Source organism: Luteibacter yeojuensis (assembly GCF_011742875.1).
GTDB lineage: Bacteria > Pseudomonadota > Gammaproteobacteria > Xanthomonadales > Rhodanobacteraceae > Luteibacter > Luteibacter yeojuensis.
Genome location: NZ_JAAQTL010000001.1, coordinates 2,065,854 through 2,086,647 on the forward strand (window position 1 = coordinate 2,065,854; position 20,794 = coordinate 2,086,647).

Annotated in this window: 16 protein-coding genes and 4 tRNA genes; 3 read left to right on the plus strand and 17 right to left on the minus strand. The window is 63.2% G+C overall.

The features are described from left to right. Window positions 1–13: 13 nt before the first annotated feature. From HBF32_RS09460 to HBF32_RS09475, 4 genes are all read right to left on the minus strand, one after another. Window positions 14–89, minus strand: a tRNA-Thr gene (locus HBF32_RS09460). A gap of 26 nt (window positions 90–115) precedes the next feature. Next, window positions 116–189, minus strand: a tRNA-Gly gene (locus HBF32_RS09465). Between the two features lie 17 nt (window positions 190–206). Further along, window positions 207–292: transfer RNA gene (locus tag HBF32_RS09470), tRNA-Tyr, on the minus strand. A gap of 197 nt (window positions 293–489) precedes the next feature. Continuing rightward, window positions 490–975, minus strand: coding sequence for an acyl-CoA thioesterase (locus tag HBF32_RS09475; RefSeq protein ID WP_166699394.1), 486 nt, complete (start codon window positions 973–975; stop codon window positions 490–492). A 102-nt stretch (window positions 976–1,077) separates the two neighbouring features. On the opposite strand from HBF32_RS09475, the gene HBF32_RS09480 reads away from it, so the two are divergent. Genes HBF32_RS09480 through HBF32_RS09490 form a run of 3 tightly spaced genes read left to right on the plus strand, consistent with a single transcriptional unit; the run spans window position 1,078 to window position 3,771 of the window. Continuing rightward, window positions 1,078–2,991, plus strand: a complete 1,914-nt coding sequence (locus tag HBF32_RS09480) for a SpoIIE family protein phosphatase (RefSeq protein ID WP_166699395.1) — start codon at window positions 1,078–1,080, stop codon at window positions 2,989–2,991. Then, window positions 2,972–3,391, plus strand: coding sequence for an ATP-binding protein (locus HBF32_RS09485; protein WP_166699396.1), 420 nt, complete (start codon window positions 2,972–2,974; stop codon window positions 3,389–3,391). The genes HBF32_RS09480 and HBF32_RS09485 overlap by 20 nt, the downstream gene beginning before the upstream one ends. Then, window positions 3,388–3,771, plus strand: coding sequence for an STAS domain-containing protein (locus HBF32_RS09490; protein ID WP_166699397.1), 384 nt, complete (start codon window positions 3,388–3,390; stop codon window positions 3,769–3,771). Before HBF32_RS09485 ends, HBF32_RS09490 begins: the two co-directional genes overlap by 4 nt. Before the next feature lie 453 nt (window positions 3,772–4,224). Here HBF32_RS09490 and HBF32_RS09500 read toward each other — a convergent pair whose 3' ends face one another. The 13 genes from HBF32_RS09500 to lolB form a co-directional block, all read right to left on the minus strand. Beyond that, entirely contained in the window at window positions 4,225–6,303 is a 2,079-nt protein-coding gene (locus HBF32_RS09500; protein ID WP_166699398.1) for a UvrD-helicase domain-containing protein, read from the minus strand. Window positions 6,304–6,305: 2 nt separating this feature from the next. Next, window positions 6,306–7,295 (minus strand): hypothetical protein, encoded by a 990-nt coding sequence (locus HBF32_RS09505; protein WP_166699399.1) that lies wholly within the window; start codon window positions 7,293–7,295, stop codon window positions 6,306–6,308. Next, the gene (locus HBF32_RS09510) at window positions 7,295–10,222 is read right to left on the minus strand and encodes a site-specific DNA-methyltransferase (protein ID WP_166699400.1); all 2,928 of its coding nucleotides are present in this window, start codon (window positions 10,220–10,222) and stop codon (window positions 7,295–7,297) included. The genes HBF32_RS09505 and HBF32_RS09510 overlap by 1 nt, the downstream gene beginning before the upstream one ends. A gap of 1 nt (window position 10,223) precedes the next feature. Further along, entirely contained in the window at window positions 10,224–13,328 is a 3,105-nt protein-coding gene (locus tag HBF32_RS09515) for a BPTD_3080 family restriction endonuclease (protein ID WP_338039753.1), read from the minus strand. Beyond that, complete coding sequence (locus HBF32_RS09520; protein WP_166699401.1) at window positions 13,325–13,465, minus strand: hypothetical protein; 141 nt, start codon at window positions 13,463–13,465, stop codon at window positions 13,325–13,327. The genes HBF32_RS09515 and HBF32_RS09520 overlap by 4 nt, the downstream gene beginning before the upstream one ends. 10 nt (window positions 13,466–13,475) lie before the next feature. Then, on the minus strand, window positions 13,476–14,522 hold the full coding sequence (locus HBF32_RS09525) for a Fic family protein (protein ID WP_166699402.1): 1,047 nt from the start codon (window positions 14,520–14,522) through the stop codon (window positions 13,476–13,478). Window positions 14,523–14,965: 443 nt separating this feature from the next. Next, window positions 14,966–16,057 carry a redox-regulated ATPase YchF gene (ychF, locus tag HBF32_RS09530; RefSeq protein WP_166699403.1) on the minus strand — a complete coding sequence of 364 codons (1,092 nt, stop codon included), beginning with the start codon at window positions 16,055–16,057 and terminating at the stop codon, window positions 14,966–14,968. Window positions 16,058–16,088: 31 nt separating this feature from the next. After that, complete coding sequence (gene pth, locus HBF32_RS09535; protein WP_166699404.1) at window positions 16,089–16,667, minus strand: aminoacyl-tRNA hydrolase; 579 nt, start codon at window positions 16,665–16,667, stop codon at window positions 16,089–16,091. A gap of 92 nt (window positions 16,668–16,759) precedes the next feature. Next, window positions 16,760–17,398 carry a 50S ribosomal protein L25/general stress protein Ctc gene (locus HBF32_RS09540; protein ID WP_166699405.1) on the minus strand — a complete coding sequence of 213 codons (639 nt, stop codon included), beginning with the start codon at window positions 17,396–17,398 and terminating at the stop codon, window positions 16,760–16,762. A gap of 80 nt (window positions 17,399–17,478) precedes the next feature. After that, window positions 17,479–18,435 carry a ribose-phosphate diphosphokinase gene (locus HBF32_RS09545; protein ID WP_338039754.1) on the minus strand — a complete coding sequence of 319 codons (957 nt, stop codon included), beginning with the start codon at window positions 18,433–18,435 and terminating at the stop codon, window positions 17,479–17,481. A 57-nt stretch (window positions 18,436–18,492) separates the two neighbouring features. Further along, window positions 18,493–18,569, minus strand: a tRNA-Gln gene (locus tag HBF32_RS09550). A gap of 21 nt (window positions 18,570–18,590) precedes the next feature. Next, on the minus strand, window positions 18,591–19,979 hold the full coding sequence (ispE, locus tag HBF32_RS09555; RefSeq protein WP_166699406.1) for a 4-(cytidine 5'-diphospho)-2-C-methyl-D-erythritol kinase: 1,389 nt from the start codon (window positions 19,977–19,979) through the stop codon (window positions 18,591–18,593). Window positions 19,980–20,145: 166 nt separating this feature from the next. Continuing rightward, on the minus strand, window positions 20,146–20,766 hold the full coding sequence (lolB, locus tag HBF32_RS09560; protein ID WP_166699407.1) for a lipoprotein insertase outer membrane protein LolB: 621 nt from the start codon (window positions 20,764–20,766) through the stop codon (window positions 20,146–20,148). Between the last annotated feature and the right edge of the window lie 28 nt (window positions 20,767–20,794).

The following is a 20,794-nucleotide window of genomic DNA, read 5'->3' on the forward strand; positions in this document are numbered from 1 at the left end:
CGGACGACGAAGATGGTGCTCATGACTGGAATCGAACCAGCGACCTCTTCCTTACCAAGGAAGTGCTCTACCGACTGAGCTACATGAGCACATGACGCAATGCGCGTATGAACAATGGAGCGGGAGACGGGAATCGAACCCGCACAATCAGCTTGGAAGGCTGAAGTTCTACCATTGAACTACTCCCGCACTGCGCGGAACTCGTCTGGTGGAGGAAGGTGGATTCGAACCACCGAAGGCGTAAGCCAGCAGATTTACAGTCTGCCCCCGTTGGCCGCTTGGGTATTCCTCCAACAAAGAACGCCTATTGTCGCGAGCGTCCGCGAACCTGTCAATAACTTCTGCACACAAAATGCAGGGGTCGCAGCGACCATGTAGGAGCCGCTTTAGCGGCGAGGGAACCTGCCTCGCCGCTTCATCGCTCCGTTGGCTTCTCGCCGCTATAGCGGCTCCCACAGTTCCGGCAACTCCCAAGGCCGAGGCCTGGAGTTAAGCCTCCCGGGTCGCCAGGACCAGGGGCTCCATCGCGCGGGACATCTCCATGAGCTTCATCGCGTATTCCTGCAGCCGCTTGTCTTTCTCCTCCACGGGCTTCCACGGCGGAACGGGCGTGGGCTTGCCGCCGTCGGGCTTGTCCAGGGCCACGAAGACCATGACGCAGCTGGTCGCCAGGCGCTGCTCGCCGGAACGCAGGTCGCGGGCCAGCACGTCGACGGCCAGGTGCATGCTCGAGGTGCCGGTGTGGATGAGACGGGCCCGCACGGTCACCAGGTCGCCGATGAGGATGGGCGCGAGGAACTGGATGCCGCTGACCGAAGCGGTGACGCAATAGGCCCCGCTCCAGCCCACCGCGCAGGCGTAGCCGGCCTGGTCGAGCCATTTCATGGCCATGCCGCCATGCACCTTGCCGCCGAAGTTCACATCGGTGGGCTGGGCCAGGAAACGGAATTCGACTTCGCGCTGGGTGCCGGGCATGGCATGACCTTTCTGGGAAAAGTCGCATTATGACGTCACGGCGGCTTGTCGGGCCGGCCGGGGCGGCATAGATTCGAGCCACGAACTCCGGGAGTGTCGCCGATGGTCCTTCGCAGCGTCGCCTCGCGACTCGCCCTGGGCGTGCTCCTGGGGTCGGCGCTTGTCCTGGTCGTCACGGGCGGGCTGATGCTCACCCATACCCGCGAGCAGATCCTCGACCAGACCGAGCAGCAGGCGGCGGCCGTCTCCGGCTGGGCCGCGACGCGGATCCAGGGGCGACTCGACAACGTGTCCCGGGTGGCCCAGGTGCTCGCCGGCATCCTCGCCACGCGGCGCGACGAGGCGCCCGCCGTCATCCGCGACACCCTCGCCGTCAATCCCGAGCTGGTCGACATCACCGCCGCCTTCATCCCCCGGGACACGTCCGCGCCCCGCCCCGTCGACGCCCCGGTCGCGCGCCGCGCCATCGACGGCAGGCTGAGCATGGGAAGCCGCCTCGACGATCCGGAGGTGTACTGGACCTCGCCCTGGTTCGTCCGCGGACTCAACTGCGAACGCGGCTGCTGGCAGGCACCCTTCCATTCCGTGGGGCGCACCGACACCCTCGTGGGCTATTCCGTCGCCATCCCCGGCAAGGACCTGCCCGTGATCGGCGTCGCCGATGCCACCATCAGCATCGACTGGCTGCAGAAACTGCTCGGCGAGTTGAACAAGCCCAAGCACGCCTCGGCCTTCGTCGTGGACGCGGACGGCGTGTTCCTGGCCCACGATTGGGCCTCCTACGTGGGCACCCGCGGCAGCAAGCCGTTCCGCGAGGCGCTTTCCGCCGGGACCAACCCCGTGCGGATCACCCCCGAGATGGGCGGACGGGTCAGCGAGCCCGTCTGGGTCTATTTCGTGAAGATTCCCGGCACCACGTGGACCTTCGGGCTGACCATGCCCGAACGCGAGGTATTCGCCGACCTCCGCCGTACCTATTACGTGGACATCCTCCTGGGCCTGCTGGCCCTGGCCGGCGTGTCGCTGATCGCGCTGGTGATCACGCGCCGGTTGATGGCGCCACTGGGGGTGCTCTCCGACCGCGCGGAGGACGTCGCCCGCGGCCACCTCGACTTCCCTCTGCCCAAGCTGCGGCGCCGGGACGAAGTGGGCCGCCTGACCCGGGCCTTCGACCAGATGCGCCACCAGCTGGCCGGTCACATCGACACCGCCAAGCAGACCGCCCGCGAACAGGAACGCATGGCCAGCGAGCTGGAGATCGCCCGGCAGATCCAGCTCGCCCTGATCCCGGAGCCGCACTGGCTCGCCGCGGATGGCCGGGTCGAAGTGCACGCCGCGCTGCGTCCGGCCAGCGCGGTGGGTGGCGATCTGTATACCTACTTCACGCTCGGCGCGCGGCATGTCTGCGTGATGGTGGGCGACGTCTCCGACAAGGGCATCCCCGCCGCCCTGTTCATGGCCCGAACCATCACCCTCGCCCGCACGCTCGCCACCCACGCGCGTTCGCCCAGCGAGATCCTGGGCGCGCTCAACCTCGAGCTGTGCAAGGGCAACGACACCTGCATGTTCGTCACGCTGCTCTGCGGCGTGGTGGAAACGGAAACCGGCCTGCTCTCGCTCGCCAGCGCGGGACACGAGCAGCCCGTGCTGCACGCGGGCGGCAGCGCCACCCTCGTCGACGTCGAGACCGGCCCGGCGCTCGGACTCGACCGCGAAGCGCGCTACCCTGTACGCGTACTCACGTTGCTTGGGGGCGACACCGTGCTCATGTACACCGACGGCGTCAGCGAGGCGCACGCGGACAACCAGCGCCTTTACGGGACGCACGCCATCCTGGACAGCGTGGCGCGCATCGACGAGGGTGCCGCGCCGGAAGCCTATGTGGAAGGCGTGCTGGGCGATGTCGACGCCTATGTCGACGGTGCGCCCGCCTACGACGATATCGCGCTGCTTGCGCTCACCTGGCACGAGAGTGGCGCCGCGGGGGTCCGCTTCGATGCGGTTGCGCATTCCTAACCGGCTCGAGGACGTGTTCCTCGCGCTGGACAGGGCCGAGGGCACGCTGGATCGCGCCGAAGTGGACCCTTCCTGTCGTGCGGACGTGCGCCTGGTGCTCGAGGAACTCCTCGTGAACACGGTGCGCCACGGCTATCCCGATGGACGGGACGGCAGCATCGACATCCGCCTCGAGGTCCAGGCCGACGTGGTCCACCTCGAGCTGCGCGACGACGCCATGCCTTTCGATCCCTTGCAACACGAACCGCCCGACCTGCCAGGAGACATCGCGCGGCGCGAGATCGGCGGACTCGGCCTGCACCTGGCCCGCAGCATCGCCAGCGATTTCCACTATGCACGCGACGCACACGGCAACCGTGTCGTCATCCGCTTCGATCCTTCCGACGAGCCAGCCCTATGACTCTCATCGTCCGCAGCGAAAGCCCCAACCCCGACCGCAGCACCGTGTGGCTCGAAGGCCGTCTCGATGCAGCGACCTACGCGGCGTTCGACGAGGCCTTGCGCGACGTCATCCCGCTCCTGGACAACGGCGGCACGCTGGTGGTCGACCTTTCGGGCCTGGAATACATCAGCAGCGCCGGACTGCGCAGCCTCGCCCAGCTACGCAAGCAACTGCACGACCGCGATGGCCGCACGCTTCTTCTCAACCCGCAACCGCAGGTGAAGAAGGTTTTCGACATCGTGAAGGCGGTACCGGTCGCGGAAGTGTTCGCCAGCGTGGGCGAACTCGACCAGTACCTGGATCACATGCAGCGGCAGATGACCGCGCCGGGTGGGTGAAGCGCAAGGGACAGCGTTCTCCCAGGCGCTTTGTGTGGGAGCCGGCTACGCCGGCGATCCCGCGGCAGCGGGCACGCTCGCGAGCACCCATCGCCGCTGAAGCGGCTCAAACAAGACCTACATCCAGCAACGGCACGTCTACGATGGACAGTGCAAGGTGGCGGGCTTGAGCAATATGCATGGACTGCGGCATCGGTATGCACAGCTGCGATATGAAACATTGACGGGATGGAAGTCACACCGGCAGCAGGTGGACCGGGCACGGCTCAACTCGACCTATCACAGCGTCTGGCCGACCGACACGTCCGGCAGCAGATCAGCCATGAACTCCGGCACGAGCGGGTGAAGGTGACGACGGTCTATCTCGGAAGCTAAGTCGCACGCTGCGCAAGTACCTGGGGCGACACAGCCAAGGCACGCTGTCACCACCAGGCTCATCCAAGACGCGTGGGGCTACTTCTGCAGTAAGTCCTCCAGAAATTCCGACTCAGGTTTCACTGCTGACACATGCAGTTGGTCGCGGGCACGGGTGCAAGCCACGTACAGCAACTGGCGTTCGGTGTTATAGATTTCGGTCAGCTCAGCCTCGTCAGCAGCAGTGTCGATGCGCACCTGTGAAGGGATGATTTCATCATCGCAGGCCATGACCGCAACCACGCGGAATTCCATACCCTTGGCCAAGTGCATGGTGGTGATACTGACGAAGCCCTCTTCCGTTGCCATGTCCTTACCGAGCACACGCCCCTGCAAGCATGCGGCCTTGACTGCAGCCTGTGCGCGTGACAGTTCGCTGTCGGCTCGAACGAATACGCCGATTTCCTGCGGCAGCACACCGCTGGCACTGCATTGCTGCAACCATACACCGACGGCCTGGCTTTCCGCCTTTGCATCGGCGTAGCTGCAAATGGTCGGCTCCGGCCCGTTGAATACAGAAATTGTGCCCTTGCGGCTTTCGACATTTCCGTCCACATCGGAGACCTCGGGGTCGAGAAGCCGGTCGGCCTGCGAGCGAATCTGGTGCGAGGTGCGGTAGTTGATATTGAGCGTGCGCGAACGGCCTCGCACATCCACGCCAAGAGATCTCCACGAGAACGGAGTCTGAAAGATGCGCTGGCCAAGATCGCCGGCAAAGAACAGGGCATTGGCGCGGTTGCCGGCGATCGCCGCAAGAAAGCGCAATTGCTGCACACCGATGTCCTGCGTCTCATCCACCACGATGTAGTCGAATACCGGATGCTTGCGCTTGGGCATGGCCTCCGCTAGCTTGGCGAACATCTCGGCCGCAGTGATCTTGCCGGCCTGCTTCAATTGCTCCTTCACATTGGCGAACACCTGCCAATACAAGGCGCGTTGTGCCTCCGGCAGGCGCGTCTTGCGGCCCAGCCGCTTGGCGTCGCGGTAAGCCTCCCAGCTTTCCACTTGCCAAGTGTCTACCACGTCTTCCCATTCGGACAGCACAAACGCGACGTTGGCTTTCAGGCCATCGGCCTGCATGGCAGCCGCCTTCAGCAGCGTGGAAATTTCATCACGGCTGGCGAATACCGGTTTGCCGAATTCCGCCGCATACAAGCGGATGCCAAGAGCATCCATGGCGGCCACGTCGATACGTTCGCCGAGCTTGGGAGTGTTCCAGATCAACCGATACAGATTGCCGCGCAAGGCATTGGCCAACGTATCCGAAAACGTGGAAAGCAGAACGCGCGCATCTTCGTCCTGATGCGCCAGATGCACAGCCCGGTGCAAGGCAACCACGGTCTTGCCCGTGCCCGCCGAGCCAGACACACGCGCCGCGCCGTTGTAATGGCGCTCGACCAACTGACGCTGTGCCGGATGGAGGAATACCGTCCACTTGTCCCACGGGTATTCCAGGGCGCGGGCCAGTTCGTCCATATCGGACATGACGCGGAAGCGGCGTTGCGCGTCCGGGTGCTGGAATGGATCCGCCCCCTTGGCTGCCACTTCCGGCAACGCCGGCGCGCCGCCGGTCGCCAGTTCAAGCAGGGCTTCGGCCGCCTCACCGGGCAGGTGGTCAGCCAGTTCCAGCAGCGAATCCTCGTCGGCAGCCTTCACGTCGGCCAGCCACTCTTGCGGCACACCATAGGCCAGCAGTTGGGCGTCGCCATATCTTGCGAACAGTTTCGGCATCTGTTGCGTCGCCGGCCTGCCGTCCTCAACATAATTCGGAACGAGGATCTCCTCGACACGCTCGCGGACCTCGACAAGCTGGGCTGCGCCGGTGGTCGGGTGCACTGCCAGCTTGCGCCGCTCGGCCCATTGATAGGCCTTGTCGTGGTGATCGACATAGCAGAGCAGCAGACTGCCAGCGGTCTTGTGGACGATCAGGCGAATATCGCGGCTGACACGCACCGACCAGAAGTTCGGGTCTTTGGCTCTATCGAGCTTGTGGAAGCTCATGCCGTTGCCGACAGGATCCATCTGCAAATCGAAGGCAGTGGTCTTTGCGGCCTTTTGTTCATCACCTGTCAGGCGGGCAAGACTGGTGGTAAAGGTGTCGGCAATGCGGAATTCCATACTCATGCCTTCCTCTTCGGACCATCGCCGATAGTGGCCGATATTCTTTGGGCGAGTTGGTTTTTCAATGCATCAATATCTTTCCACGCGATATGGTTGTATTGGCGCGTGTCGAAGTGAACATTGTTCAGCGCATCAAAACGGCAAGTGAAAATCACTGGCATATTGAGGCCATGTGCATAACCCGCCTCGTAATAGACCCCGCCGCGCGCACCGCTATCTCCTTGCGTGAAGTCCGCGACAACGAAACGCGACCTCCTTATCTCCGCAATGATTTCGTCGTCAATTTTGTTGTTGTGATTCTTCTTATCTATCCGCATTGGCTCGTAGCCAGCATCTCGAATGGCCGGGGCAATGCCTTTCTCATACGCTTCGCTCATAGACGGGTCGAACCACATGGCAACGAATGCTTGGCTTGATGCTGCACCGCTGCCATCTAGGGCTGCCAGTCGGGCATACCCAGGCGGCCTGAGCATCAGTTCATGAGTGTAGCTAACCTCGCCGAGAGTTCTCGGTTTCTCGACTCGATGCTCAATCCATTTCTCAGTATGGGCATATTCGGCGAGGGTAATCACCTCGGAAAGTTTGCGAGAGGCTGTCCATGCCATCAGTGCATTGCCGTCATCCGGCTTGCTTGCTTTTTCAGGCGCGCAAAACATTACGACAGTGCCCAGTAGCTCGCTCCTGCTTGCAAGATAGCGCAACAGGCCGTCTGCCCTTTCGTGGACGGCTGGGAAGCTCCAGCTCTTCAAGTCTTCAAGAGTTTCGCTGAAAATCTCCGGACGGATGACACCAAGCCGATGTTGCCCGACTAGCCAAGAGGTCAGAAGAACTTTTTCCTTGTCGTCCAGATTGGCAAGCATGGCGTTCGCCGTACCCGAGATGAAGAACTCTCCGCCGGCCCTCGGCGAATCAACGGCGACGCCATCACGCCCGCCCACATCAATAGGTATGGCCGTGGCTCCCCAAATCGGACAAGTAGTATTCACCATCACTGCACCTTAAACACCTTCATCACCTCATCCCCGAGGTGATTGATGACCTTCACCGCAAACCGGCCGTTGCTCGGTTTCGGGAAAGGGCGGGAGGTATCGGAATTGAGTGTCGACCAAGCGTCGGGGTCAACCTCAGCTTTGAGGGTTGTCTTCAGCGCCTTGTACGGGTCGTTCGCGCCGAGGAAGTAGGCATGGCGAACGAAGAAGGACTCCTCGTTGTAGTCAGTGTCCAGGAACCAGCAGGCTATGCCCTCTGCGTCGTCGCTGCGGACTTCGCCGGTGCTGGGATGGAACACGTCCACGCCGTTGATCTTGACCACCAGTTGCCCATCGGCAGGCACGTCGATGACGTCGCGCTTGCCATCGTATCTACGGATGCTACGGCCTTGCGTATCCAGCACATCCACATCCGGCTCACCGAAGATCACGAACAGGTTGCCCTTGCCGGTGTTCTTCAGGTCTTCGGCCATGTGCAGGTCAGCGTTCATGCGAGCCTTGAGCACGTGGATGCGGCCGAGTTTGCTGAATTCGCTGGCCGGCGCGTCGTAGTTGAAGGCGCAGGCGATGAGTACGTCGAAGTTGGCATCGCCGGCTTCGCGGGCGGCATCGACCAAATCAGCTCGGGTGACTGTACCGAACTCAGGGCCGACCAGAATACCTGCTCGTTTCACCTGTTCGTTTTCCAGATAGCGGCCTTCGGCGCAGATCAAGTCACCCGGCCACGGTTCCAGTGAGGTGAATTCGATCTTGTCGGCCTTATGCGCCTGCTGCACACCGGCGGTGCGCAGGTTGGCCAGGATCAGGCTGGCAAAGTCTTGGCCATATTCGGCCTGGGTTTCGGCCACGTGGTCGATCAGCTCATCTTCCTCGTCCACGCCCAGCACGCGGTGCGGGCTGAGGGATTCCACGGTGAAGGGGCCGGCCACGCGCACCTTCTTCCTGTCCTCGTAGGGCTTGTCATAGAGGAACTCGAACTCGGCCTTAGCGGCGATGGACGCGTCGATTTCCTGCTGGCGGGCGGTACGCTGCTGCCACCAGTCGGCGTGGAGCTTCTTGGCTTCCTCGCTCCACTTGACATCGGTTTCGCGCGGAATTTCCCATTCCTGCCACTTCTTGCCGAGCGCCTGGTTCAAATCTGCGCGCAGCGGCTCAAGTACGGCCTGGAACTTGTCCCAGATAACGTCGATCTCGGCATTGTTGGCGATGGATTTGAGGGTGATATGCGGCACGCGCTCATAAACGAAGCCGTGAGCGATGTTGTCGTAAGTGGATTGGCTGGACGGCGCGCTGCGGGTGATTTCGGCTTCCTTCAACTGGCCGTCGCAGGAGTCGGCCAGCAGGTAGAACGGGTAGCGCGCGCCCATGATGCGGGCGCGGGCCAGCGCCAGCGCGACGCGGCTGGTGTCGATAGTGATCCAGCGGCGGCCCCATTGTTCGGCGACATAAGCGGTGGTGCCGGAGCCGCAGGTTGGATCGAGCACTAGATCGCCCGGGTCGGAAGCGATCAGCATGCATCGCTGCACAATCCGCGTATCGGTTTGGACAACGTACGTTCTACTTTCGCCAAATCCACCAGATCGAAGATCGGACCAAACCGTATTAAATGGCCTATATCTCGCTCCATCAAAATATGCTTTCCAACCAACAGAGTTGCCGACCTTGTACATTCGGTTAGATTTTGCGAGTCGAGTAAGGCCGATCTCCGTGGTCTGCCATCCATACTGACCAGGAGGTCTGTACGACACGCCTTGAAATGAGAAAGGAAACCTACTTGATGGACCACCTGTTTGGGAATAAGTGGGATAGATGCGAAGCACCCGCCCCTCAGGCAACGTGTCAAGCCGCATCTTCTGCTTGAGAGATAGATCTATTACTTTACCTTTATCTGTCTCTACACAAAGGTATCGTTCGTTTGGATTCTCAAAGACATCCGTGGGATTCAAAGCATTGCGGTACTTAACTTTATCCTTATCTCTCGCAAACCAGAGTATGAAGTCGTTTGTCGACGGCAGAAGCACTGATGACAAGGCGCTTGCCTTTGAAATTACAATCTCTCGACAGAAATTCTCGTCTCCAAAAACTTCATCCATCAACGCGCGGACGCGATGGACATTCTCATCGCCAATCTGCACAAAGATCGACCCGGACTCCGTCAACAAGTCCCGCGCCACCATCAACCGATCGCGCAAATACGTCAGATACGAATGAATTCCGTCGCGCCAGGTATCGCGGAAGGCCTTCACCTGCTCCGGCTCGCGAGTGATGTGGTCGGCGTTGCCGTCCTTCACGTCGCGGCTGGTGGTTGACCATTGGAAGTTGCTGTTGAATTTGATGCCGTAGGGCGGATCGAAATAGATGCACTGCACCTTGCCGCGCAGCCCCTCGCGCTCAGCCAGAGAGGCCATCACTTGCAAGCTGTCGCCCAGGATCATGCGGTTCTGCCAGTGGCCTTCGTGCTGGTAGAACTCGGTACGATCCGCACCTTCGGGCAGGCCGTTGAAGTCGCCGAACAGGTCCAGTGTGTCCTGTTTCGGCGCTGCGGCCTCGCGCTGGGCTTCAGTCTGGCGTCGCAGATCGTCGATCAGCGCCTTGGGTTTGACCTTCTCCTGGATGTATAGCGGTGGCGCATTGACCACGAGGTCGGACCAGTCCTGCTGGTCCTTGCCGCGCCAGATGAGTTGCGGATCCAGGTCGCGATTGAGCCGCTGCTGGAATTCCGAGGACGTCTTGCCCGTGCCGTGCGGAGCGCATAGTTCCTCCAGCCATTGCCGGTTGGCGCGCGGGTAGGCCACCTTCACCGGCGCCTGCTCATGCTGCTGCATCACCGACTGGTGTTCCACGGTCGGGATGTTCTTGCGTTTGGCCTCGGTATGCGTGATCTGTTCGATACCCTTGCTGGGCATCTGTGTTTTCTTCGTTGCCATCTCAGTGTTCCTTGTTTCCCGGCGCGGGCACAGCCGATTCAATCATTTGGTTGAACTTTGCTTCGACCTCTTTGGCAAAGTCTTCCTGCATTTCGTACACATCGCCAAACTCGGCAAAGGCCCAGCGGCCGTGCGTGCCGAGGTGATTCACGCCGGGAATCCAGTAGGTGTCCATGGTGGACTTTTTTTCTTTCGCATCCTCGCGCCGGTAGCCCTTGATCTCGACGATCAGGTTCAGCGGGTCGTTCTTGCCGTGACCATCGTCCACTTGCACGATGAAGTCTGGGATGTAGATGCGGTTGGCCGAGCCGAAGCGGTATGGCACTTCCAGGCCGAGGTTGTGGTTCTTGGTATAGGCCAGCACACTGGGGTGCGACTCGGCGACGCGGCAGAATTCGGATTCCCAGCCGCTGTCCAGGATCACCCAGTTGACTTGGTTCTTGGGCGGCGGCCCAAGGGTTTCCCAACGGTCTTCGCGAGAGGTGTTGAAGCGCACGTGCGCGGTGCTGCCGGTGGGGTTGAATGGGTCGAGGATGGCCTTGACCTGCTGGCCTTTCTCTAGTTCGCGCTTGACGATGCCGCGAGTAATCTTCTGGCAGGCCAGGTCGGCCAGTTCACGGTGCATCAACTGCGCCGGATAGGTGCCACCCTTACATTCCAGGCACTCCTCCAGCCACTCACGCACGATGCGCTTAAGCTGGCCGAACAGGGCGATCGGTGCATCCTGGCCTTGGTCGCGCCAGTGCTCGAACAGCAGGTGCTTGGTCAGCTCCATCAGCAGCGTGGACTGGCGCACGTCGCCTAGGTACTTGAGGTTCAGTTCCACCGCTTCGCCGATAATGCCGGCGTTGCGGGTTTCCGTGGGGCCGACTTGCTCTGGCGTCAATGTCAGATGATCGTCGGTGCCAAAGGCGGCTTCCAGCCTTTCCTCCGGCAGTTCGACACGATAGCCCTGCACGCGCGGAAATCGGATTTCCTGAGAGTCGCGTTCCGGGCGCAGTGCCTTGACGGTGACGGTTTCGCGCGGCTTGGGCGGGGTGGCAACTACCGGCTTGGCGGTGAAGTCGAAGGGAATGCCGAACACGTCAGCATATTCCACGTCGAACAATCCCTGCTCGTTCAATTCATAGGACTGGCGGCGCAGAGCTCGGCCAATCACCTGTTCGCAAAGCAACTGGGTCCCGAACGCACGCACACCGAGTACGTGGGTAACGGTATTGGCATCCCAGCCCTCGGTGAGCATGGACACCGACACGACGCACCGGATTTGCTCGCCCAGGCGGCCCTGCTTGCCAACGGTGTTCATCACTTCGCGCAGCAATTCGCTGTCACTCAGGTTCTCGGCTTGTCTGCGGTCGCCAGTGCGCTCGATGATTTCGCGCTTGAAACGCTCGATCTCGTCGGCGGCCATACCCCGGAAGTTGTCGTCCAGCGCCTCGCCGGATTCGAGCTGTTCGCTGTCGATCAGCAGGGTATTCGGGCGCGCCAGCGGCTCACCGTGTTCGTCGTAATTGCGGAACAGTTCCAGTCGGCCAGCCTGGTAGCTGACCTTGCCATCGTCATTACGACGATCAAAGCCGGAAATGTAATCGAACACCAGCTTGGAGGTGGCGGTGTTGTTGCACACCACGATGAAGCACGGCGGCACCTTGATGCCGGCCTGCTTCCAAGCTTCGTAGGTTTTGAGGTAGTGGCCGTAAAGCGCGTCCAGCGCGCTTTTCAGCAATTGCGGAATATCTTCTGGATCGGCCTGTGCACCCTTGCCGCGCCCCTTTTTGGGCATCTTCTTGCCTATGTGCTTCCATAGATCGCGGAACATCGGCATGTCGAAGTCGCCGGGCAGGTTCTGTGCAATCGGCACACGCGGCAACTTGACGATGCCGCACTCGATGGCATCCATCAACGAGAAGTCACTCATCGTCCACGGGAACAAGGTGCCTTCCACGTAGCCGGAACCGGCCAGGAAGAATGGCGTGGCCGAGAGGTCGATGACCTGTTGCACGCCCAGCTTGCGGTTCACGGCTTCGAGGCCGGAAATCCACAGGCGCGCGGCTTCGTTCTCGTCCTTGACGTGTTCCTTGGCGGCTTTGAGGTCATCGCCGGTCAGGGGGTTGCCCTTGTCGTCGATGAAATCGTCGTCGGAAGCGGGCTTTTCACGATAGCAATGGTGCGCCTCGTCGTTGATGGCGAGAATGTTCTTCAGCCCCATCAATTCCGGCATGACCCGCTGGAGCATCTGCCCCTCGGTTTCCAGCGTGTCCAGCTCGCTGCCGGTGCGGCCTTGCAGCAAGCGACGGCCGCCCTTGGACAATTCCATGCGTTCGCGCAGCTTGAAGGCGTGGTAGTTGGTGATGACAATCTTGGCCTTGTCCAGATCCGCCAGCATGTCGCGGGGCACGATCTCGCGGCTGGCGTAATAGCTGTCCGCATCATTGGGCAGCAGCACGCGCAGGCGATCCTTGATGGTCAGGCCAGGGGCGACCAGCAGGAAGCCTCGGGTGAATTTCTTGCTCTGCGGATGGCGCACGGCATTGACCGTCTGCCAAGCGATGAGCATGGCCATGACTGTGGTCTTTCCTGCGCCGGTGGCCAGCTTCAGTGCCAGGCGCATCAGGCCGGGGTTGGCATCGTTGCTGACTCTCTTCAGGTGGTCGAGAAAGCGTTCCCCACTTTTGCCGAGCTGCGGGACGACCTCGGTCAGCCAGATCGCGGTTTCGGCCGCTTCTACCTGGCAGAAGAAGGGGCGCACCCCAGCGAACTTGTGGTTGCGCCAGTGCTCCAGCAGACGGGCCGTTTCGGGGGTGACACGCCACTGCGTCGGCGGCAAGCGACGCCACGCATCGACCTCGCGCCGCACCGAATTGATCAGTTCAGAGTGGCGGTAACGCTGCCCGTCGTCAGCCAGGTTCTCGACTTCATCCAGCGCCAGAGTAGCCTGTTCGCCGCGGTGCCGGCGGGGCTTTGGAATCGGACTGATGAAGCTGGACGCTCGGCGTGACTCGACGATTTGCTGCGTAGGTTGTCCGCTGTCGTCCAGCTCCCAGTGCCGCGACGGGTAGTCGTAAGGCGAATTGAGGATTGGCTGGTTGAAAAACTGGTCACTCACTTCTTTGCCCCCTGATTTTTGGGCTGTTTCGGGGCCGGTCGAAGCACAAGGCTCCGATCTGCAGCCGTGCCTCCTGGCCGAATGACTTGCTTGAGGTCATCACCCAACAAGCGGCTGATGTTGTCGATCAGTTCCATCGTGTTCCCCTTAGGCCCGCTTGGCCCATTTCGCCCCTCGCCCCTTGCCCATTGACTCGATCAACCCCTCTGATTTCATCGCCCGCAGCACCAGCCGCACCATGTCCCTGCTTACGCCTGGGCAGGCTTCCTCGATCTCGGAAATCGAGAACGGCAGGGTGCGCCCCAGAACTTCCGTCCGCACTCGGTCGCCTTTGCTGCCACGTCCCCGTTCGATGGTGCCGACACGCTCCTCGAACTCACGGTAGGCCCGTAGCAAGGCACCCCAGAAGTAGTCTAGCCAGGGCTTTACGTCGTGCTGCCCCTCGTGCCAGCCCCGCGAGCTGGCTTCCAGCGTCTCGTAATAGCCTTCCTTGGTTTCCTCGAAGATGCGTTCCAAACTGATGTAGCGCCCCACGGCATAGTCGAAGTGGTAGAGCAGCAGCAGAGTCAGCAAGCGGGACATGCGACCGTTGCCGTCGGGGAAGGGGTGAATGCACAGGAAATCGAGCATCGCCAGCGGCACTAGTACGAGGGGGTCGGCCAGGTGCTGATCCAGCGCGGTGGCGTAACGCCCGGCCAGATCGGTCATAGCCATGGGTGTGAGGTGCGCAGCGACGGGCTGGAAGCGTAGACGTGACGTGCCGTCCGGGTGACGCTCGATGATGTCGTTATTGGTAGCCTTCCAGCGCCCGCCCGCCTGCGGCATATAGCGGTACAGCAGGGTGTGGAGTTGCAGCACTACGCCCTCGCTGAAGGGCATGTGCGCGGCCGATTCGTAGATCAGCGCCAGGGCGTCACGGTAGCCGGCGATCTCCTGTTCGGAACGGCTCTTTGGCGTTGCGTTGCGGATGACCAGAGACTTCAACCGCGAGGGCGCTACGACAACACCTTCCAGCCGGTTGGACGACTCGGTGGATTCCACCACCGCGATCTGGCGTAGCCCCTTGAGGGCTTCGGGCGACTGTGCGGTGTAGAGTTGCTGCTTGCCCTGGTACTCCCCCAGCGTGCGCAATGTGGCCGCCTGGGTGCCATCAAAGCGGAGCGCGGCAAGGTACTCGGGTGTGAGCGAGTGCATGAAATGTAAGCCCGGGCTATCTAAACGGGGTAATCATAGCCATTAAATGGGGTATTGTCTCTAAAAATACCTCATTAATAGGGTCTAACTACCCCATTTTCCGAACACTGGACTGGCCGTGGGGCTGGCATGGGCGACCAAAAGAGAACGAGCGACATGAAATAAAGAGGCAATCAAGCAAGAATTACCCTATTTAATCCATTGTTTACCCCGTTCCCAGCGCCCAGCCTAGGACAAAGGCGAATGGCAAGGGAAGGGCACTCAAGGGGGCACCAGCCTTACCCAGAAAAGGAAAAGGTCGCCCCCTGTCCGTTCGTTCCGCAACATCCGCCCGACTCTGCAAGGACAACGGGCTGGCATGGTCACGCCGCGCTTTCATCTTTGCCGCGGGCAGACGCCACACTGCATCCTCGAAGTCGAACTCGTCCCACCAGCAAAAATCGTCAAACGTTGAAGCGGAAATGCAGCACGTCGCCTTCCTTGACGAGGTAATCCTTGCCTTCCAGGCGGAGACGGCCGGCTTCCTTCGCGCCCTGCTCGCCCTTGAACTTGATGTAGTCGTCGTACGCCACCGTTTCGGCGCGGATGAAGCCGCGCTCGAAGTCGGTGTGGATGACGCCCGCGGCCTGCGGCGCCGTGGAACCGGCACGAACCTGCCACGCGCGCACTTCCTGCACGCCGGCGGTGAAGTAGGTCTGCAGGCCAAGCAGACGGTAGCCGGCGCGGATGACGCGGTTGAGGCCCGGCTCGTCGAAACCGAGGTCCTTCAGGAACTCGTCGCGGTCGGCGTCTTCGAGCTGCGCGAGCTCTTCCTCGATGGCGGCGCACACCGGCACCACTTCCGCGCCCTCTTCCACCGCGCGGGCACGTACGGCGTCGAGGTGCGGGTTGTTCTCGAAACCGTCTTCCGCCACGTTGGCGATGTACATGATCGGCTTCAGCGTGATGAGGAACATGTCGCGGACGAGTGCCTTCTCTTCCGCGTCGAGCCCGGCGGTGCGCGCCGACTTGCCCTGGTCGAGCACCTTGGCGAGCTTCTCCAGCACCGGCTTGCGGGCGAGCGCGTCCTTGTCGTTGGCCTTGGCCGCACGCGTGGCGCGATCCAGTGCCTTCAGCACGGACTCCAGGTCGGCCAGGGCCAGCTCGGTGTCGATGGTTTCGATGTCGGCGATCGGGTCGACCTTGTTCGCCACGTGGATGACGTTGCCGTCCTCGAAGCAACGCACGACGTGCGCGATGGCGTCGGTCTCGCGGATGTGCGCGAGGAACTTGTTGCCCAGCCCTTCGCCCTTCGACGCGCCGGCGACGAGACCCGCGATGTCGACGAATTCCATGGTGGTGGGAATGATGCGCTGCGGCTTCACGATGGCCGCGAGCTCGTTCAGGCGCGGATCGGGCACCGGCACGATGCCGGTGTTCGGCTCGATCGTGCAGAACGGGAAGTTGGCGGCGGCGATGCCGGCCTTGGTCAGCGCGTTGAACAGGGTGGACTTGCCGACGTTAGGCAAGCCGACGATGCCGCATTTGATGCCCATGGCGAATCTGTGTCCGGTTGGTGTGAGGGAGTCAGGCGACCGTGTGCAGGCGTTTCATCGCCTCGTCGAACTTGCCGTCCAGCGCCAGCGGCAGCACGTCGAACGCGCGCCCGATGGCGTGCATGATGGCGTCCTCGTCGGCCGCGTTCGGGCGGCCCAGCACCCAGGGGGTGACCTTGTCCTTGTGCCCCGGGTGGCCGATGCCGACCCGCAGGCGGTGGAACTTGCCGTGGCCCAGGTGGGCCATGATGTCGCGCAGTCCGTTCTGGCCGCCGTGGCCGCCGTCGAACTTCATGCGGACGGTGCCGGGCGGGAGGTCCAGTTCGTCGTGGGCGACGAGGCACTCCTCCGGCGCAATCTTGTAGTAGCGCAGCGCCGAGGCGACGGCGATGCCGCTCTTGTTCATGAACGTGGCCGGCTTGAGCAGCCAGACGGTCTCTCCGCCGATACGCAGCTTGCAGGTCTCGCCATGCAGCTTGCCGTCGAAGGTCCAGCGCTCCCCCTGGTCCATGGCCAGGGCGTCGACACACCAGAACCCGGCGTTGTGCCGGGTCCTGACGTATTCGGCCCCGGGGTTGCCGAGGCCGACGATAAGACGAAGTGTCGCCATGACTTCATGTAGGAGCCGCCATGGCGGCGAGGAAACCTCGCGAAACAGTCACAAGGCTGCCCTCGCCGCTATAGCGGCTCCTACAGGGTTCCTTACTTCTTCTCTTCGGTCGGGGCTTCGCCGCCCTCGGCGGCCGTCGGGTCGACTTCTTCCTGGATCGAGGCCACGGTGACCACGGCCACGTCGTGCTCCTTGCCCAGGCCCAGCTCCGGGATTTCCACGCCGGCCGGCAGCTTGAGGTCGGACAGGTGGACGATGTCGCCGGACTTCAGGTCCGCCAGGTCGAGTTCGATGAACTCCGGCAGGTTCTTCGGCAGGCAGGAGACCGTCACTTCCGTCAGGTTGTGCGAGATCACCAGACCGGCGGTCTTGCCGGCCGGGGACTTCTCCTGGTTCAGGAAGTGCACCGGAACGGCGACGCGGATGGCCTCGTTCTCATTAACGCGCTGGAAGTCCATGTGCAGCATGAGCTGCTTGAACGGGTGCTTCTGCCAGTCCTTGATCAGGACCTTCTGGAGCTTGCCGTCGACGGTCAGGTCGATCACGGACGAGTAGAACGACTCGTAGCGCGAGCCGAGCAGCACGTCGTTGTGGAGGACCTGGATCGCCTGCGGGGCTTCGCCCGCGCCGTACACGATCGCCGGCACGTAGCCCGCGGTGCGAAGGCGGCGGCTCGCACCCTTCCCTTCCACACTGCGGCTCGTGGCCGTGAGCTGATGATTGGTAGCCATTGGTGTTGCCTCAAGTAAACCGCCTCGCGGCGGTGGGTAAAGGACTCCCCCGCGACCAGGGGAGCCCGAAAACGGTGCATTCAGTCGATGTAGAGGGAGCTCACCGACTCGCCGAAGGCGATGCGGCGGATCGTCTCCGCGAGCAGTTCCGCGACCGACAACTGGCGGATTTTCGCACAGTTACGGGCGTTGTCGCGCAACGGCAGCGTATTGGTCACCACCAGCTCGTCGAGCTGGGAGTGCTCCAGGTTGTCGATCGCGGCCCCCGAGAGCACCGGGTGCACGCAGTAGGCGACGACCTTGCGGGCGCCCTTTTCCTTCAGGGCGGCCGCGGCGGCGCAGAGCGTGCCGGCGGTGTCCACGATGTCGTCCACCAGCACGCAGGTCTTGCCTTCCACGTCGCCGATGATGTTCATGACCGTGGCCACGTTCGCCTTCGGGCGGCGCTTGTCGATGATCGCGAGGTCGGCGTCGTCGAGGCGCTTGGCGAGCGCACGCGCACGCACCACGCCGCCGACATCCGGGCTGACCACGATCAGGTCGTCCATGCTGTGGTGACGCCAGATGTCGGCCAGGAGCACCGGCGAGGCGTACACGTTGTCCACCGGGATGTCGAAGAAGCCCTGGATCTGGTCCGCGTGCAGGTCGATGGTGAGCACGCGGTCGGCACCGGCGGTGGCGATCATCTTCGCCGCCAGCTTCGCCGTGATCGGCACGCGGGCCGAGCGCGGACGGCGGTCCTGCCGGGCGTAGCCGAAGTAAGGCATCACCGCGGTGACGGTGCCCGCCGAGGCGCGCTTGAGCGCGTCGATCAGCACCAGCAGGTCGAACAGGTTTTCCGCGCTGGGCGCGCCCGTCGGCTGGATGACGAACACCTCCTGCTTGCGGACGTTCTCCTCGATCTCGATCTGCGCCTCGCCGTCGCTGAATCGGCCGACGAGAGCCTTGCCCAATGGAATGCCGAGGCGGGCGGCGACATCGTCGGCGAGCGCGCGGTGCGCGTTGCCGCTGAACAGCATCGGGGTGGACGTATCCACGAAGGAGCTCCTGGCGTCTGGCTAGAGTGGGTGGTGCGTCTACGCCACCGCGAACGGTGGCTGGGGCGGCAGGATTCGAACCTGCGCATGCGGGAATCAAAATCCCGTGCCTTAACCAGCTTGGCGACGCCCCAACAATTCGTTCCGGCGAGTCCTTACGACACGATGCCCCTTGCCTCGATCCGGTACCGCGCCAGCAGCAGCGGCGAGGGATCGACACCCGCCGCCACGTGGGCCGTGAAGCCCCCGGGACAGCGCGAGGCGACGCCAAGCGCCGCCTCGTGGGTTCTCGTCTCCAGGAACACGCAGCCACCGCTGCCGGAAAGGCGGGCATGGCCGAAGCCGCCCAGCCAGTCCAGCGCCGCGGCCACCCGAGGGTGCCGCGCACGGACCACCGGCTCGAAGGCGTTTTCCGCCGAATCCCCGGAAACAAAGGATGAAATTGTCGCCCGAGGGGCGTTACGTGTCAATTCGGAGGCGGCGAACAGCGCGGCCGTCGGGACGTGTTCGTGAGGGTCCACGACCACGTACCAGCGACGCGGGAGACGCGTGGGCACGAGGCGCTCGCCCACGCCTTCCGCCCAGGCGGAGCGGCCACGGACGAATACCGGCACGTCGGCGCCCAGCCTGAGGCCCAGCGCGGCCAGCGCGTCCTCGGACAGGCCCGTCCTCCAGAGCGTATTGAGGCCCACCAGGACGCTGGCGGCGTCCGAGCTGCCACCACCCAGCCCGCCGCCCATGGGGATGCGCTTGGAGACGGCGATCTCCGCGCCCAGCGCCGTGCCCGTCTCGGCGGCCAGCAGGCGCGCCGCGCGGACGGCCAGGTCCGCCTCCTCGGGAACGCCGGCGACCGGCGTGGGACGCGTCACGACCCCGTCCGCCCGCACGCGCAGGCGGACCTCGTCGCCCCAGTCGAGCAGGCGGAACACGGTCTGCAGCTCGTGGTAGCCGTCCTCGCGACGGCCGACGATGCGCAGGAAGAGGTTCAGCTTGGCCGGCGCCGGCCAGGCGGTCCAGTCGCCGTCGGCCAGCGGCGCCAGTCGGCGCGTCATGAACACACGCAGGTGGTCGGGGAAGCCGTTCTCGCGATCGCGCGCCAGGGCGGCGGCGAACTCCGGGGCGTGCTTGTCGGCCACCGTGAAACCGTGCTTCGCATAAAACGGCGCGTTCCAGGGCACGTCGGCCAGGGTGCCCAGGTCGACCCGTGCGTAGCCCGCCTCGCGGGCCCAGGCGCAGGCGTGCTCGAGCAGCGCGGCACCGATGCCTTTTCCACCGAAGGCCGGCAGGACGTCGATCTCGGCAATGCCGATGGCGTCGGCCGATCCTTCGGTGTCCAGGCACACGAAGCCGACCACCTCCCCGTCCACCACGGCGACCCAGACGAGGCCGCGCGCGATCAGCTCGCGGACGGTGTCCACCGGCAGCGACATGCCCGAATACGACGGCCAGGCCTCGTGCCCGCGGAAGAGCTCCACCGCGGCGCGCTCGATGGCGCAAAGCCGCTCGGCGTCGTCGTCGCGGGCGCGGGTGAGGGTGTAGTGCATCGGGGAAGCCGTGGTCCGCGGAGCACGGAAGTATACGGGGCTTCTGGCACAGCCCGCTTTGCGTAGGAGCCGCCATGGCGGCGAGAAGCCCACGGAGCGATGAAGCGGTGAGGCAGATTCCCCTCGCCGCTATAGCGGCTCCTACAACGGCGGCAAAGGACAGGTGCTAGTTGCCGAAGCTCCAGTCTTCGATGGACAGGCGCACCTTGTACGGCGCTTTTTCCGCGAACACCCGTGAAGGCATCGGCGGTTGCCGGGCGGCGTCCCACTGGCGGTAATCCACCGTCCAGCCGTCCTGCACGATCCGCGACGGCAGCTTGTCCGTACCGAAGGCGATGTCGGCCGGACCGCCGTCCGCCCGCAGCCCCAGGACCCAGCGCTTCAGCTCGCTCATGGGAATCTGCCAGCCCACCGTGCTCGCCATCAGCGATTCCGCATCCGGCCCATGCCGGGGCCCGCCGTCCAGGCCCTCGAGTTCGGCCCCGTCGGGGCCACCCGTGAGGCGGAAGCTGCGTCCGGTGACCGGGGCGCGCACGGTGAATTCGTAATGCTCCCCATCCTGGCGCCAGGTCAGCCCCCCGGAACCGGAGTCCTTGCCGTCGGAGACGGAAAGCCGGCCTTCCAGGGTCCAGTGATCGGTGTCGCCGAGCGCGCGTTCGCGCTGCTCCTGCAGGCCTAGCGTGACCGCGTCGCCGGGCTGGCGAACCGGCGGGCGGGTGGTGGCGCAGGCGGCGAGCAGACAAACGGCGAGCGCCGGAACGATTCGGGCAAAACGGGAAAGGTGCATGCGGATTCCAGGCACGCCGATACGGAAA

What these genes read in the sequence shown, in the direction of transcription:
- HBF32_RS09475 (WP_166699394.1), bottom strand. Translation starts at nt 975, where the DNA reads ATGCCCGGCACCCAGCGCGAAGTCGAATTCCGTTTCCTGGCCCAGCCC.
- HBF32_RS09480 (WP_166699395.1), top strand. Translation starts at nt 1,078, where the DNA reads ATGGTCCTTCGCAGCGTCGCCTCGCGACTCGCCCTGGGCGTGCTCCTG.
- HBF32_RS09485 (WP_166699396.1), top strand. Translation starts at nt 2,972, where the DNA reads ATGCGGTTGCGCATTCCTAACCGGCTCGAGGACGTGTTCCTCGCGCTG.
- HBF32_RS09490 (WP_166699397.1), top strand. Translation starts at nt 3,388, where the DNA reads ATGACTCTCATCGTCCGCAGCGAAAGCCCCAACCCCGACCGCAGCACC.
- HBF32_RS09500 (WP_166699398.1), bottom strand. Translation starts at nt 6,303, where the DNA reads ATGGAATTCCGCATTGCCGACACCTTTACCACCAGTCTTGCCCGCCTG.
- HBF32_RS09505 (WP_166699399.1), bottom strand. Translation starts at nt 7,295, where the DNA reads ATGGTGAATACTACTTGTCCGATTTGGGGAGCCACGGCCATACCTATT.
- HBF32_RS09510 (WP_166699400.1), bottom strand. Translation starts at nt 10,222, where the DNA reads ATGGCAACGAAGAAAACACAGATGCCCAGCAAGGGTATCGAACAGATC.
- HBF32_RS09520 (WP_166699401.1), bottom strand. Translation starts at nt 13,465, where the DNA reads ATGGAACTGATCGACAACATCAGCCGCTTGTTGGGTGATGACCTCAAG.
- HBF32_RS09525 (WP_166699402.1), bottom strand. Translation starts at nt 14,522, where the DNA reads ATGCACTCGCTCACACCCGAGTACCTTGCCGCGCTCCGCTTTGATGGC.
- ychF (WP_166699403.1), bottom strand. Translation starts at nt 16,057, where the DNA reads ATGGGCATCAAATGCGGCATCGTCGGCTTGCCTAACGTCGGCAAGTCC.
- pth (WP_166699404.1), bottom strand. Translation starts at nt 16,667, where the DNA reads ATGGCGACACTTCGTCTTATCGTCGGCCTCGGCAACCCCGGGGCCGAA.
- HBF32_RS09540 (WP_166699405.1), bottom strand. Translation starts at nt 17,398, where the DNA reads ATGGCTACCAATCATCAGCTCACGGCCACGAGCCGCAGTGTGGAAGGG.
- ispE (WP_166699406.1), bottom strand. Translation starts at nt 19,979, where the DNA reads ATGCACTACACCCTCACCCGCGCCCGCGACGACGACGCCGAGCGGCTT.
- lolB (WP_166699407.1), bottom strand. Translation starts at nt 20,766, where the DNA reads ATGCACCTTTCCCGTTTTGCCCGAATCGTTCCGGCGCTCGCCGTTTGT.